This window comes from Candidatus Parvarchaeota archaeon (assembly GCA_016866895.1).
In the GTDB taxonomy this organism is placed as follows: Archaea; Micrarchaeota; Micrarchaeia; order Anstonellales; family VGKX01; genus VGKX01.
In genome coordinates, this window is sequence record VGKX01000013.1 from 1 (window position 1) to 14,348 (window position 14,348).

15 protein-coding genes are annotated in these 14,348 nt (G+C 47.5%); 10 read left to right on the forward strand and 5 right to left on the reverse strand.

Features of this window, described 5'->3' with window-relative positions:
- On the forward strand, positions 1-774 hold a 774-nt coding region (locus FJZ26_01080), incomplete at its 5' end, for a PKD domain-containing protein (protein ID MBM3228999.1).
- Between the two features lie 193 nt (positions 775-967).
- Positions 968-5,062, forward strand: coding sequence for a hypothetical protein (locus FJZ26_01085; GenBank protein ID MBM3229000.1), 4,095 nt, complete (start codon positions 968-970; stop codon positions 5,060-5,062).
- Positions 5,063-5,172: 110 nt separating this feature from the next.
- Here FJZ26_01085 and FJZ26_01090 read toward each other — a convergent pair whose 3' ends face one another.
- The gene (locus FJZ26_01090) at positions 5,173-5,433 is read right to left on the reverse strand and encodes a type II toxin-antitoxin system mRNA interferase toxin, RelE/StbE family (GenBank protein ID MBM3229001.1); all 261 of its coding nucleotides are present in this window, start codon (positions 5,431-5,433) and stop codon (positions 5,173-5,175) included.
- Between the two features lie 37 nt (positions 5,434-5,470).
- Positions 5,471-5,698, reverse strand: coding sequence for a hypothetical protein (locus tag FJZ26_01095; GenBank protein ID MBM3229002.1), 228 nt, complete (start codon positions 5,696-5,698; stop codon positions 5,471-5,473).
- 144 nt (positions 5,699-5,842) lie between these two features.
- Between FJZ26_01095 and FJZ26_01100 the strand changes: the two genes are divergently transcribed.
- Both FJZ26_01100 and FJZ26_01105 read left to right on the forward strand, forming a co-directional pair.
- Positions 5,843-6,388 carry a hypothetical protein gene (locus tag FJZ26_01100; protein ID MBM3229003.1) on the forward strand — a complete coding sequence of 182 codons (546 nt, stop codon included), beginning with the start codon at positions 5,843-5,845 and terminating at the stop codon, positions 6,386-6,388.
- Positions 6,389-6,410: 22 nt separating this feature from the next.
- Positions 6,411-7,607 carry a DNA helicase UvrD gene (locus FJZ26_01105; GenBank protein MBM3229004.1) on the forward strand — a complete coding sequence of 399 codons (1,197 nt, stop codon included), beginning with the start codon at positions 6,411-6,413 and terminating at the stop codon, positions 7,605-7,607.
- 167 nt (positions 7,608-7,774) lie between these two features.
- Here FJZ26_01105 and FJZ26_01110 read toward each other — a convergent pair whose 3' ends face one another.
- Complete coding sequence (locus FJZ26_01110) at positions 7,775-7,975, reverse strand: hypothetical protein (GenBank protein ID MBM3229005.1); 201 nt, start codon at positions 7,973-7,975, stop codon at positions 7,775-7,777.
- On the opposite strand from FJZ26_01110, the gene FJZ26_01115 reads away from it, so the two are divergent.
- From FJZ26_01115 to FJZ26_01125, 3 genes are read left to right on the forward strand one after another with little or no spacing between them, the layout of a single operon-like run.
- On the forward strand, positions 7,942-9,006 hold the full coding sequence (locus tag FJZ26_01115) for a hypothetical protein (GenBank protein MBM3229006.1): 1,065 nt from the start codon (positions 7,942-7,944) through the stop codon (positions 9,004-9,006). The genes FJZ26_01110 and FJZ26_01115 overlap by 34 nt on opposite strands.
- 17 nt (positions 9,007-9,023) lie before the next feature.
- Positions 9,024-9,596, forward strand: coding sequence for a hypothetical protein (locus tag FJZ26_01120; GenBank protein ID MBM3229007.1), 573 nt, complete (start codon positions 9,024-9,026; stop codon positions 9,594-9,596).
- Positions 9,597-10,742 carry a hypothetical protein gene (locus FJZ26_01125; protein ID MBM3229008.1) on the forward strand — a complete coding sequence of 382 codons (1,146 nt, stop codon included), beginning with the start codon at positions 9,597-9,599 and terminating at the stop codon, positions 10,740-10,742.
- Positions 10,743-10,776: 34 nt separating this feature from the next.
- Here FJZ26_01125 and FJZ26_01130 read toward each other — a convergent pair whose 3' ends face one another.
- Positions 10,777-11,658 (reverse strand): undecaprenyl-diphosphate phosphatase, encoded by an 882-nt coding sequence (locus FJZ26_01130; protein ID MBM3229009.1) that lies wholly within the window; start codon positions 11,656-11,658, stop codon positions 10,777-10,779.
- Positions 11,659-11,777: 119 nt separating this feature from the next.
- Between FJZ26_01130 and FJZ26_01135 the strand changes: the two genes are divergently transcribed.
- From FJZ26_01135 to FJZ26_01145, 3 genes are read left to right on the forward strand one after another with little or no spacing between them, the layout of a single operon-like run.
- Positions 11,778-12,863, forward strand: a complete 1,086-nt coding sequence (locus FJZ26_01135) for a hypothetical protein (protein MBM3229010.1) — start codon at positions 11,778-11,780, stop codon at positions 12,861-12,863.
- Positions 12,860-13,432, forward strand: a complete 573-nt coding sequence (locus FJZ26_01140; protein ID MBM3229011.1) for a hypothetical protein — start codon at positions 12,860-12,862, stop codon at positions 13,430-13,432. Before FJZ26_01135 ends, FJZ26_01140 begins: the two co-directional genes overlap by 4 nt.
- A gap of 36 nt (positions 13,433-13,468) precedes the next feature.
- Positions 13,469-13,771: a divalent-cation tolerance protein CutA gene (locus FJZ26_01145; GenBank protein MBM3229012.1), complete on the forward strand. Its 303-nt coding sequence runs from the start codon at positions 13,469-13,471 to the stop codon at positions 13,769-13,771.
- An 11-nt stretch (positions 13,772-13,782) separates the two neighbouring features.
- On the opposite strand, the gene FJZ26_01150 is transcribed toward FJZ26_01145, so the two are convergent.
- A partial coding sequence (locus tag FJZ26_01150; GenBank protein ID MBM3229013.1) for a hypothetical protein occupies positions 13,783-14,348 on the reverse strand: 566 nt, incomplete at its 5' end.

A 14,348-nucleotide genomic window follows, 5' to 3' on the forward strand; every position in this document is an offset into this window, starting at 1 on the left:
GACCCTGAAGGCGGGGTGATTACATACACTGTCAAGTTTGGAGACGGCGAATCGCGCGATTTGGGAACATACCCAAGCAACAAGGAGGTTGTGATTGAGAAAAAATACCAAAGCGCAGGCTCCTACTACATAACAGTGACTGCAAAAGATGATGCAGGCAAGACTGTTGAGTCAGGCACAAATGTGAACGTGAACGCGCCTGCCAACAAGCCGCCAGTGATTGACGGGGTTGGCGGTGACTATGAGCTGAAAGTCAACCAGCAGGGAACCTGGACTGTCAAGGCCCATGACCCTGACGGAACACAGCTTTTCTATGCAGTGATTTGGGGCGATGAGCCATCAATTGAAAATGCAAAGAAATCGATTAAAGTCCCATATTCGGGCTCAGAGGCAACATTCCAGCACACCTATGCCAATGCAGGAAAATACACAGCAAGGTTCTTTGTCAGCGACAGTGCCGGTGCGGTAGTCGAGACAACCTACACAGTCAAGGTAAGCCAGGATGCAAAGCTTTGCCAGAAGAGCGCAAATGAAGTGAGAAGTGCGCTTGGCGGCTCTGAATTTGGCGACCTTGGGCTTGACACTTCGGCTCACCCTGAAATCCTCAAGTACAGGATACAGTGGTTCTCAGGTGGCTGGTCTGACTGGTACACGCCAGGGCAAAACGACATTGACTGGAAGGTCAACAACGATGGCAGCCAGAGGCGTGTTTGGGGTTATTTTGCAGACCACACGCACGAGATTGTCAAGTGCATTGACCCAAAGACACTGTGAAGTGATTGCGCAATTGGCTTGGGGCGCGGTTTCACGCCCCGCCTCTTTTCTTATTTTTTCTAATTCTTTGCAAATTAGACACCTCACAAAAACAAGCGCATTTAAAAGCAGAAAAAGCAAAATTTAGTGCGATATGATTTAGCATTACTTGAGCAAAAGCCAAAGAACTTTGCTTGAAAACGGGTGGTTGGAGATGAAAAACGAGTTCGGCCTGATAAAAACCATATTGCTTTTTTCAGTTCTTGTGCTGCTTATAGCCCAGCCAATCCTTCTTGCACAAGGCAGCCAGGGGGGCGGCAACAGCGTCTCAGGGCAAAGTGCACAGGGAAACGCAGTAGGAAAAGCAACTGCACCCGGAATGATGGTGCCTTATGAAACCCTTGACCTGTATCCAGGCTGGAACCTGATAAGCTCACCTGTCTACGACCCGGCTGCAATGAAGGTTGGCACAAGCTGCCAGATTATAGGCTCCTACTACCACTACGACACAAAAAGCAAAAAATACATTGAAAGCAGCGACCCGTCAAGCAAGGATGGGTATTGGGTTTACTCCAAGAATGCATGCACATTGTATTTTTACCCAAGCTACAACACCGATGCAGCCAACGCATATCCACTCTACCCTGGCTGGAACCAGGTAGGCCAGCCATTTTTATCTCTTGGCAACAGGGTCGATATCTCCCAGGTATCTGGCGATTGTAGCATAAGCAAGGGGCCATATTCATATAATTCCAAGTCAAACACGTACGAAAAAACCTCCTATTTGCAAAAGGGCAGGGGATTGTGGATTTATGCAGACGATAAGTGCAGCCTCAGGCAATATGTAGAGCCGCCGCAGCCGCCAACCCCGGCTCCTCTCCCAGCCGACGAAGTCAGCCTTGACCTGTCAGGAAAGGAACCGAGGTTTTCAAGCAACGGCAAGGTGAAACTTGTTGAATTTTCAGATTTTGAGTGCCCGTTTTGCGCCAGGGCAAGCTCCACGCTTTATGACTTGTCTAAAAAATATGACCAGACCTTGTCGTTCTATTTTATGAACTTCCCGCTTTCATTCCATCCAAATGCGCAGATGGCAGCAGAAGCCTCCGAGTGCGCAGACGAGCAGGGAAGGTTCTGGAACTACCATGATAAATTATTCACAAACCAGCAATCCCTCGATATTGCCTCTTTGAAAAGATATGCAAGTGACCTTGGAATGGATACTGAAAACTTTAAGTACTGCCTTGACGACAGGAGGGCAACACAGGCAGTTGCAAACGACCAGTCACAGGGAATGTTGATTGGTGTTTCAGGCACGCCATCTTTTGTGATTTACACAGGCGACACAAGCAAGGACATGTACGCAAAACTGAAGGATGTTGAAGCCAAGTATTCAACTTATGGCATGAAGGTTGTCAAAGTTAAGGAAACTGACGGCAGGTCTGGGCGTGCAACCGGCACTTTTGGCTACGGCGTGTTTTTCGCAGGCGCCTTGCCTTACGATGTCTTTGATGAAATTGTCAGGGTAGAAATAGGGCAAACGCCGGTACCTGCCAAAATGGCGGATTTGGCTGTTTCTGAAATAAAGTTTGAGCAGCTTCAAACAGCAAGAACAGATGGAAAACAGCTTGTAAATGCGGCAGTGGTTGTTGCAAACAAGGGAAGCGCTGCCTCAGACATTTATGATATGGATATTTACGTTGATGGCGTTTTGGCGCTTCCGACTTACAGAAACGACAAGCTTGAGGCAGGGGCAACAGGATACCCGACTGGCTCATCCGGATTCCAAAGCGCACAGACACCAGGCAGCCACACATACAAAATTGTGATAAAGCCATATGGCTCCGATGCAAATGCGGCAAACAACGAGTATTCAAAAGAATTTTATGTAAAATCCAGCTCCATTGACTGCACTGATTCTGACAACGGGCTTGATTATTCAACACGCGGCAGGGGAACCGGGATTTATTCTGGCGGAAGCCCTGATTCTCCAGTCATATACGGACAGGAGCCAAACCCAAGCACTGCAAAACCTTCTCCATACGCCTACTCAGTATATTATGACTACTGCGCAACAGGCACGCAGCTCAACGAGGCATTCTGCAAAGATGGCAAGCTTGAGGCAATGGGCTACAACTGCCCATATGGCTGCTCAAATGGCGTGTGCAAATCAGCGCCGCAGACAGTTTGCACTGATACCGATGGAGGAGTTAACTACTACACAAAGGGCACGACAAGCGGGATTGATGGAAACAGGGTGCCGGCCACTGACACAGATAGTTGCATAGATAGCACGAATCTTATTGAGTGGTTCTGCTCTGGAAGCTACAGGACAAACACAAATTATGCCTGCCCAAGCGGGTACACATGCAGCAACGGGGCTTGCGTGCAGTCAGGCAGCGATCCGGCAGACTCACTTGCCAGTAGGGGTGTGATTGATGTTGGGACTGGTCTGGATGTTGGCGAATTCCAGGTAAGGCTCAAGGATTTGATTGCTGGCCGCGACTTCCAGACAAACTTTGCAAGGCTTGAAGTAATTAGAAACGGCGCAGTGGCATCTACAAATGACCAGGCGCCAAAAACATACTTTATATATACCTCGCCAAGCACCTACAGCAAATATGTCGTTTATGTAGAAGAGGTCGGGATGGGCTCTGCGCTAAACGCAAAGTGGGCAAACGCAAGAGTTTACAAAGTGAATGGGAATGTCGATTCTGATTCGACAAGAAAAGCGCTTGATGACAATGCAATTCCGGCTGATGGGGGAAGCAATGACGTTCAGGTATCATCAGGTGTGATTGACATTGGGCAAGTGCTTGACTTTGGGGTGGGAAAGGCAAGGCTTGATGACCTTGGGGTATCCCAATACTCCGAAAGTCCTGCAATGGTCAGCATTCTTGATGCAAATAGTGCGACACTAAAACGGGTGAATATTGGCACAAACTCGTACAGGACAGTTTCGATAAACGGCCAGACTTATGCCATCTATGCGATTGAGGTTGCGCCAGGATTTACCATGAATGCAAAATGGGCGAGGCTTGCGATTTACCAGGTGAGCGGAAACCCTGATAAGTGGGGGATTGCAGCCGCCGCAAAAGAAAGCAGGCCACAAAGCGGAGCTACAGTATCCTATTCCGGGAATCTGCGCGTTGGGCAATCAACCGACATTCAGTCCAATGGAGTGTCGAAAATAAAAATTGGCGTTGACGATATAACCCGATACCCGTCAAACTCCAAGGCTGCTGCAATCAGCATCATGGATACTGCGGGCAATGTTATTGACAGGCGCGTGGTGCTACCTGGTTTTGGGACATATTACTCAACAGCAGGGAATGACAGGTTTGTAATTTTTGTTGAGAGTGTGAATCCAGACCCGACGCTAAGCAACGTGAATGCAGGAATTACAGTATATGCCCTGAACACAGTAACGGCAAACCGCCCCCCAGTGATTAATGGAGTCGGCGGGGATGCGATACTTGTTGCAAGCCAGGCAGGAACATGGAGGGTGCGCGCAAGCGACCCGGATGGCAACAGCCTGTTTTATGCAGTTCTTTGGGGAGACGAAACAGGCACTGCAAATAACTTCAAGAACCTGGTAAGAGCCACATTCTCCGGCTCGGAGTTTAGCTCCCAGCACACGTATTACGCGCCAGGCACTTACACCATACAGTTCAACGTAAGCGACTCACAAGGCGCAAGCACGATTGCAACTTACACGGTAACGGTTAACCCGCAACCTGTGCCGACTACATGCGTGAACATGCCACCTGAATCAAATGTAGCTGAAGTGAATGTCAACCTATCAGTAGGAGAGACACTTCCAGATGGGAATTACCTTATCAAGGTGAAAAGCGCAACTTCGACAAGCGCAAGCTTTGGGATACTCAATGCAACTACAAACAATGAAGTTGCAGGATGGGACATAAACACAAACTATGAAGGCTCCTACCTGACACCTGAAGGCAGAATGATTAAGGTAAAATTGCTGCAGTCCGGGAACGGGAATGTTTATGTGAAGATACGCGTTTCAACAATAAACTACCCGATAATTAATGCCGGGGAGCAGGTATGCCTTGATGGGTATAAGATGAGATTGTCAGATGTGATTGGGGATGTTAGACAAAGATATGCGATTGTTGATGTAATTGACCCCAACAACCAAATCCTAAACCAAGCCCAGATTGCCCAGTACGCCACGTATACAAGAACAGTGCCAGGAAAGATAATGAAAATATCTATAAGAGAGGCTGTGCCAGGATTTATCATGAATGCAAAATGGGCCCAGATTTACCCATACTGGGGAGTAGGATAGGGAAGCTGAGACTTGAGCCGCTTGATTTTTTTTCTTTCCATTTTTTTCTTTCCTTTTCCATTTTTTTCTTTGACTCTTTGTTTTCCCTTTTCAAAGTGAGAAAACCGCCATTAGTAAACCTTATCGTGGTGCTGATAATCAATTATCCTGACTGTTTTTCTGCTTTCGTCTATCTCGTAAATAAGCACGAAAGGGTCAAAATGCACGCGCCTTGAACCTTTCATGTCCCCGCGCAGGGGCTTGAAATGCTGCGGGTTTTCAAGAATCAAGCTGATTTTCTTGTTTATTGCCTCAAGCTGCACCTTGTCCTTCTTGGCAAGTCTGCCAAATATCCTGTCAGCGTGGGCGCTGATTTCCAATTTATAGGCCATGTTTTCCCCTATTGCCTTGGAATTTAAAGAGTCAAACCTATTCTTCTAAACCATAGCGCTTTGCAAAACTATTCACAGATATAAATCTGCCCTTGCGCAAACGCTCAAGCTTCTTGAGGTAGGCATTGCGCACATTTGATTCCTCTTCTGTTTGTGAAGCCATAAACATTTCCACCTGCTTGCTCATGCTGATGCCATGCCCCCTGCAAAAACCAAGGAAACGGGCGTATATTGCCTGGTCAATATTGAAGGTTTTGAGAGCCATAAAATCGCCTCTTTTCACTTGTTTTTACTTGTTTATACTTGTTTTCACTATTATTTAATGTTAAATAACTTTATTTAACTATTGCCGCCTCTGAAAGCCTGGGCGTGCGCCAAGTTTATTATTTTCGCCTTGCAAAACTCATACATGGCTGAAAAACTTGATTTCGAACAGATAACAGAACGGCTCGATGCCTACATGTCTGGCAGGGTTTACCCAAGCGAGATTGCAACTACCTTCAACTTCATTCTTTTTGACGAATTTTCAAACAAAGTGCACACACAGCATGCAGGAAGGCTGGAGAACGGGAAAAAAGCAAGGGCTAGAATGCTCAAGCCTGTTTTTGTGGGCCAATATTTTGTTGACCCTAAAAATCCAACCCAGACGCGCGTGTTTTGCCACCAGGGAAGTGAGGCCTGCTCGCCAATACCAATAGCTAGGGGAGTGATTGGAAGGGCAATTAGGACTGGCACCGACCAGTATGTGCCGGATGTCACTGCAGACAAGGAGCATGTGGGCTGCGACCCGAATATGAAGGGTTGCGAGCTGGTTTTGGTTTCTTGGTCTTCCGATAATAAAGTTCCGCTTGGCGTGCTTGACATTGACTTGAACGTTAAGGATGCTTTTTCAAAACAGGACATTGCCTCCTTGCGCAAAATCTGGGACAAGTACGGAAGGATGATTTTTCCATAATAATTGTAGTAGTGGTTTTCAAATGAAAATTGTCGCCGATTTGCACATGCACTCCAAATATTCGCGGGCCACAAGCCCTGGAATGGAGCTTGAGACGCTTTCCCGATGGGCAAGGATAAAAGGCATTGATTTGCTTGGCACAGGCGATTTCACGCACCCCAAATGGATTGAGGAGATAAGGCAAAAGGCAGGCGAGGATGGAAGCGGCTTTCTTGACTATAACGGGCAGAAATTTGTCCTTTCTGCGGAGATTAGCTGCATTTACACGCAGGGCGGGCGGGGAAGGAGGGTCCACCACATAGTTTTGGCTCCCTCCATTGAGGTTGCGTTGCAGATAAACGATGCGCTTTGCAAAAAAGGCTATAATTTAAAATCAGATGGCAGGCCGATAATTGGGGCAACAAGCATTGAGCTTGCCGAGATTGTGCTTGGGGTAAGCGAAAAAAACCTTATTGTGCCGGCCCATATTTGGACTCCCTGGTTTTCTGTTTTTGGCTCAAAGTCGGGATTTGACAGCCTCAAGGAATGTTTTGGCGAGTTTGAAAAAAAGATTTATGCCATTGAAACCGGGCTTTCTTCCGACCCTGCGATGAACTGGCGCCTGTCGCAGCTTGACTGCTTGCAGCTTCTCTCAAACTCAGACTCTCACTCGCCTGAAAAAATCGGCAGGGAGGCAAACGTGTTTGAGCTGCATGGGATGACTTACGACGAGCTTTATGATGCGATAAGGCACAAGGAAAAGAAAAAGCTTGCTTGCACCTACGAGTTTTTCCCTGAAGAGGGAAAATACCACATTGACGGGCATCGGGCATGTGGCGTTTCAATGGAGCCGCAGGAGACAAAAAAGCACGGCGGGTTGTGCCCAAAATGCGGCAAAAAGCTTACAATAGGCGTGCTAAACAGGGTGGAGCAGCTTGCGGACAGGCCGGCTGGTTTTGTGCCTCATGGTGCAGTGCCCTTTGAGTCGCTGGTGCCCCTAAAGGAAGTGCTTGCACAAGTGGTTGGCAAGTCTGAAACTTCAAAGGCCGTGGATGCGGCGTATTTTGAGCTTGTCAAAAAATTCGGGAGCGAGTTTGCAGTGCTGCATGCTTCTGGAAAAGAGCTTGAGGGGCAAGCTGGAAAGAGAGTTGCACAGGCAATAATGGCGATTAAGCAAGGCACGGTAAAAAAGATTGCCGGCTTTGATGGTGAGTACGGAAAAATCGTGGCGATAGGCTAAAAACTGGCTGCTAGGATAAATTCTTGTTAAAACAGACTAAATAGACTTAAGAGTGGCAGTATAGAAAAACCAAAACAAACGGGAAAAAATTTGGGAGTGCCGCAAAAAGCGCGGCAAACTTGTTTTATTGGAGCTTGTTTTAGGTTTTTTGCGTACTAAGGCTTAGCTTAAACCACGCATTCGCATGAAAGCAGGCAGCCAAGTGTCACGGCTGCTGCACCAAGTGTTGCCGCAGAGTCAGCCGATGTCCCAAATGACACAAACAAGAGCTTGAGAACCAAGAACAGTGCCGAGAAAATGAATGCTCCTGTCACCATTTTCACAAACATGTTAAATGGAAGCTCTTTGTGATTCTTCTTTTCAGGCATTACTACCACCTCATACCCCCTTTGAATTACTTTATTTAAAAAAGTTGCGCCTGCATAATGAGGTCTGCCCAGGCAGGCAGGTGCCATTAATAAGGTGTTGGCAAGGAGTTAAAGTGGGTAGAAGAAGCGGAACAAAAACAGGTTGGGTAGCGGGAATGGATGGAATGCGAAACTTTGCGTCCGCGTGGCTTGCACTTGTAAGGTTTGAGCACGCGATAATGCTTGCAGTAGCGGTTGGCGTAGGCCAGATTCTTGCCTTGGGAAATCTGCCGCAAAATCTGGCCCTGCTTGCAGCAGCAGTGCTTGTCCCCATATTCAATGAGTTTGCCTCATTTGCGCACAACGACTTGCTTGACATTGAGTCTGACAGGAAAAACAGAAAGCTTGACAGGCCGCTTGTCAGCGGAAAAATATCACGAGAAGCGGCTTGGGCAACAGTAGCAATAGGCTATATTGCAAGCAACCTGATTGCCTACTCAATAAATCAGACTGCGTTTGCCATCTCGGTAATTTTTACCGTCCTTTCGGTTGCATACAACATGAAGCTAAAGGACATGGCGCTTGTTGGAAATGCATATATTGCAGCCTCAATGGCAGTCCCATTTTATTTTGGGGCTGCTTCAGTTTTGGCAAGTGAGCCTGCACCAGAGACCATAATCTGGCTTTGTGAGCTTGCATTTGCAGCAGGACTTGGGCGGGAAATTGCAAAAACCATACAGGATGAAAAAGGGGACAGGAACGCAAGGGGCTCTGCAAGCATAGCGGTGGTTCTTGGAAAAAAGACTTCTGCTATAATCAGTGCAGCCTGTTATTTCATGGTGCTGCCACTTTCATACTTCATATTCCAGGCTGGAATCAGGCAGACTGTTTTTGCAGTCGGGCTTGTAGTCGCAGCCGACGTGGCTTTTGCCTATCTTGCCTTTGGCATACTAAGTAAGTATGATAATCCCAAATTCCTCAAGTTTGCGCAAAAAGCCAGCCTTGGGGCGCTTGCCTGCGGGCTTGCAGGAATAGTCCTTGGAGTCATATGAGAAGTTGAGTGGATGACATGGAACAGATACTTGACGTTGGCCTGATTATTGTATTTTCGCTTTTGGGCTCTGTTGTAGCCTCAAAGTACAGGTTCCCGCCGGTGGCAGGACTGCTGCTTGCCGGCGCCGTTGTCGGGGCAAACGGACTTAACTTGGTTCATTCAGGCCAGGTCATCAGTGCGCTTTCAGAGATAGGGGCAATATTGCTGCTTTTTGCCATTGGCATAGAATTTTCACTCAAGCACATACTCAAGCACTCGCTTAGGGCGTTTATGGTCGGGATATTCAAAATGGGAATTGTTTTCCTGTTGAGCCATGCAATGGCTATGGCACTTGGCCTTGGTGTCATGGATGCAATGCTTATCGCCATGCTCCTTTCAATCACAAGCACGGCCATTTTCGCAAACTTCATGAAGCAAAGGGAATTTGAAAATAGGGCTGAGAAAGGCCTGCTGTTTGCCGTGCTTATCATAGAGGACCTGGTAGGCGTCGGGCTTTTGACGTTTTTTGCAAGCCTAAAAATTGAGGCAATTAAGACAATATCCGCGGACATACTTGTGCCGATAGCCGTCTCTGTTGTTGTGCTTTGAATTGCGTATGTGGTCTTGGAGAGGCTTGTCAGGTGGTTTATCGGCTGCATTGACTGCTACGGCAGCAATGAGTCGCTGATACTCGCATGTTTTTCAGTTGCAGCAGTCTTTGCGTTTGTAGCGCAGCTTTCCGGGCTGAGTTTTGGCATAGGGGCATTTTTGGCAGGAAGCCTGGTTGCATCGGTTGAGGGGTTCAGGAAAATCGAGGGGGCCATACTTCCATTCAGCTCCGTGTTCTCATCCATATTTTTCTTCACAATCGGAATGCTTTTTGACTGGAAAGTCGCCTTTACTTCAGTGTGGCTTTTGGTCGGAGTTGGGGCAATTAACGCAATTGCAAAGTTTGCAGGCACATCGCTGAGCACCTATTTTTTTGGCTATGATTCAAAGAAGGCGGTTTTCTCTGGAATTGCAATGCTCCCTGTTGGCGAGTTTTCAATATTGCTTGCAAGCCAGGCCGCACCTTTTTCATCGATTGACCTTGTAAGCGTCATGTCCGCAACAGTCCTTATTTCTACCATGGTTTCTTCGGTGCTTCTCAAAAAGGAGGACGCAATCGACAATATTGTGAAAAAGTTCCTGCCAGAGGGGAACAGGGGTGCCCTGAAAAACATTTCCAGGTATTTCAACAACATAATCGTCTATTTTGAGCCTGGTGGAAAGTGTTTTGAAAGGTTCCTGCACCACTCTTCAAAGGCAATTTTCAGTGCAAGCGTGGCCGCCATTGCAATCGGCTCAATGATAATATTTGGCAGGGCAACTGAGCATGTGCTTGGACGGGTGGGGGGCGTGTTCGTGTCAGACATTCTTTATGCCGCAGGCGCCCTGCTTGCAGTCATGCCTGCGCTTAGCGCACTTAAGCACCTTAAGGAAGATTTCTACGTGGTCGCAGAGGCCTTTTTGCAAAATGAGGGGAGGAAGGCAAGCCTTGCAAACAGGGCAGAAAGAAGCGTCGGGCTTTTTGTGCTGTTTTTTGTCATTGCATTCCTTACGCCAGGAGTGCTTGCTTTAATGCACCTGCCTGCGCAGTTCTTCTCAATAGCCTTGGTCCCCTTTGCGATAAGCATCATTTTCCTTGTTGACATTAGCAGGGTCTCAGCCCACGTGATAAAGAAGAGGCACCTTAAGAGGCGGATTTTTTCCTGAAAGGCGGAAGGATTGGCTTAGGTGTTGCTGCCCGCTAGGCAACCCCAAACGCAGCGGCAAGGACTATTATTGCCCCCCAAGCCAATGCCGCATACGCAAGATTTACTTTTTTTACCGCCCTGAGTATGGATTCAAGTGCAAGATAGCCAAAAACAAAGCTTGACAGGGAAAGCAAAAGGCCGTCGGCAAGGCTTAGGCCGCCAAGGCATGCAAACCCCCCTGTGCCGCAGCCGCCAAAATAAATTGAGCCTGCCCACAAGACAATTTCTGCAAGCAGGACTGTTGGAATGCTTAAAAGGAAGCTTAGGGAAAACGCCGTGTCTGTGTCAAACCCACGCCAGATAAGGCCGGTTGAAGTTGTGCCCGACCTGGATACGCCTGGGAGGACTGAAAAGCCCTGCAACACCCCAGTCATCACGCCGTCCCTCCAGCCAACCGTCCCGGCCTGCCTGAGGCGCTTGCCATCTTGCGCAAGCAAAAGAGCGCCTGTTGCAACAAGACCCAGGCCCATTAAAAGGAAAAGGGCGCTTGCATCCAGATTCGGGAAAAAATTTTTTTCAAGCAAAAGCAGCGGGACTCCGACAACTCCGGTGAAAAACAAGGATGAAAGGAGGAAGCCCGTCCTGCCCTGTGCCACGTAACTTTTTGTCAGGGCAATTGCATCGGCCGGCCTGGATGAAACCGCCTTCAGGTAGGCGACCTTTGTTTTCAGGATTTCAAGAAGCTCGCGCCTGAAATAAACAGAGGCTGCAAGAAGCGTGCCTATGTGAAGGTAAAGCAGCATTGGGACCACAAGTGCCGGTTCACCCCCAAAAACCTTCAGGAAGACAAGCGTGTCTTGCGTCTTGGAGCTGATTGGAATCCACTCGGTGATTCCCTGAACAAGCCCCAGAACAATGATTTGGATGAGGTCCATGGCCCTAAATAGACCTGGAAAGCAATAAAAATAAAGGGGCTGTTTTGGATTGCTCCAGGCTGATTTTTCTTGAAGCTTGCCAATCCAACTTAAATAACTTGCAACCCAATAAATTGACGATGGCAAGACTGAGGTTCAATGAAGACGGGGAAGATAAGGGCGCAGGCAAGTCCAGTGCAAAATCCCCGATTGAGATGAAATTCAACGAGCTTGCGGAAAGATTTAGGGAGGCTGAAACAAATAAAGGCGTGTGGGGGAGCAGCACCAGCAAGACATTGGCCGCATGGAGGCTTTGGCATTATATAAGGAACGAGGAAGGAAAGCAGTTTGCGGCCAAGAACTATGAAAAAATAAGGCCCCTTGTTGCAAAGGCCTGGAAATGGGATGAGTTTGGCTCAAAAGAGCTTCTTGGGTTTTGCATTGAAACGAATTGCCAGAAAGCCATAGGCGATTATGCCGCCCTGGCAAAAAAGGACTGGACGCGAAATGCCTTGAGAGAAATTTATATTGAAATTGCTGATAAAAGAAGCAGTGACAGGGCTTGCAAGTTTGTCTCGTCCAATTACGCGCAGCTCAGGCAGCTATTTACAGGCAGTGTGGAAAAATATTGGTTTGCCCCAGTAATTCTTGCAGCCACAGCGGCAAAAACCGGCTCCCAGGACATAATTGACGACTTGAAGAAGTTTGTTTTTGGCAACAAGGAGGCGTTCAAGAATGCCTACAAAAACATGCAGAGTTATTGCTCTTCGGACCCTGTTTTGTACAAAACTTATTTTTTCACTGTTATGGAACACTACGAAAAGGAAGATAAGCGCGGGCTTGGCCCGGAGCAGAAAGAGGAATTTGTAGCGTCGCTTAATTCGGTATTGGAGTACGACTTTTACAAAAGGGATTCCAGGCTTATAGGTGCCTGCATTGAAAGCGGCAACGAGATGGCTGGAGGGTTGGCAGTTGATTTTTTGCTAATGAAATACTGGCTAAACTTTGGTAAAGACAACGGCGTGGATGAAAAATGCAGGCCCTTCATGGACGGCATTTTTAAAAACGCGTTAGCTGGAGATGGGTATTATTACAAGCTTGCATGGAAGCTGAAACAAGAAACAATATATTCCAGTGTGGGAGAGGAGGACAGAAACAGGCTTTGGAAGCTTGCCAAAAAAGAGGATGGATGGCTTTCAAGCTCATTTATGTTGACGATTGCATGAGGGACAGGAGCTGGGAGTTTTACAGGCAGACTTTCGAAGCTCTCAATGGCGTTTATGAAAAAGGTACTGAAGAGGAAAGAAGGACAATGGCAAAAATACTGGGCGTTGCAATGGTTGAGGGGTTTTACGCTGATTTGGGTTTAATTGACCAGGTGAAGGCTGCATATTATTTTCTTACTGAAAACAACATGGTAAAGCAGCTATTTGGCTCGGTAGATGATATTTTCAGGGCCATGACTGGAGACCCGCCCCGCTCAAAAATAATGAATCTGATTAAAGGGGATGCCAAGCTTCGAAGCTTTGGCCTTATGTGCGCACAGAGTTGCTTGGAGTATCTTGACGGCTCAAAGACAGTGTCCGCCGAGTTGTATAAAGAGTATGGCTCCAAAATTCTCAATGAGGAGCTTGATGGTTTGCGCCCTGCTGAGCTAATGCAGATAAGGCAGCTTCTCAGTCAAAACAAGGATTTGGGGGTTGAGCGGGCGCGCAACTTCATGATTTCAATAATAGACAAATACCAGAAAGGCCAGTTTGAAAGTTTGGGGGTTGAGGAAAATAACAGCAAATAGGGCTTGCATTATCGGAAATTCAAAAGTGATGCTTCAATGAAAATCGTCACAACAACTGTTGACACGCTTTTCCAGGCAAGGAAAATATCCGCACTTGTTGTCAAAAGAAAGCTTGTGAAGTGCGCGGGTTTTTGGAAGATTGAAGCATGCTATACCTGGAAGGGCAAGTTTGTGCAGGATACTGAATATATGATTGAGATGAAATGCGTGGACATGAAAGCGGCAAGAAGAGCTTCGCGCCTGGTTGCCTCACACCACCCATACTCAGTTCCAATGATTTCGATACATGATGGCGGCTTGGCGAACAAAGGATACAGAAGGTGGATGAAGGAGAAGTAGAGGGGAAAATCCTAGTTTTTTGAAGTTTGCGCTGCTTTGCCTGCCTCTTTTTTCCTCCTGAATGCAACAAATCCTGCAACCTGCAAAAGCACAGTTAGAGCACCTAGCATCACTAAAGCCATTTCAGCCAAATTCAGCTGCTTGCCCCCATAGGTTGCCTGGATTAGAAAATGCCCAAGCAAAAGAACAAACGCTAGATAGACAAGCCTGTGGAGAGCCTGCCACTTTGCAAACCCCAGTTTTCGCACAACCCAGTCGCTTGAGGTAAGGGCAAGTGCAAGCAGGATTACAAGTGCAGGCAAGGCAAGCTGGAAGGAGAAAAAGGAAAGGATAACTTCAAAGTTCCAGTTAAGGCCAAACGAAAGGACTATGAAACTGTGCAGGGCTGCAAAAACAAATGCGGAAATGCCCACAGCACGCCTTGATTCCACAATAGAGCCAAATGCAGAAGGCCAGAGCACTGCCAGCGGCCCAATAACAAGGCTTACACAGATTAGGAAAAACGCCCCAAGGCCCAAAAAGCGCACTGTTGCCCCTGGGGCAGGCGGAATCGCATAAAGGTCAAACAGGCCAAGAA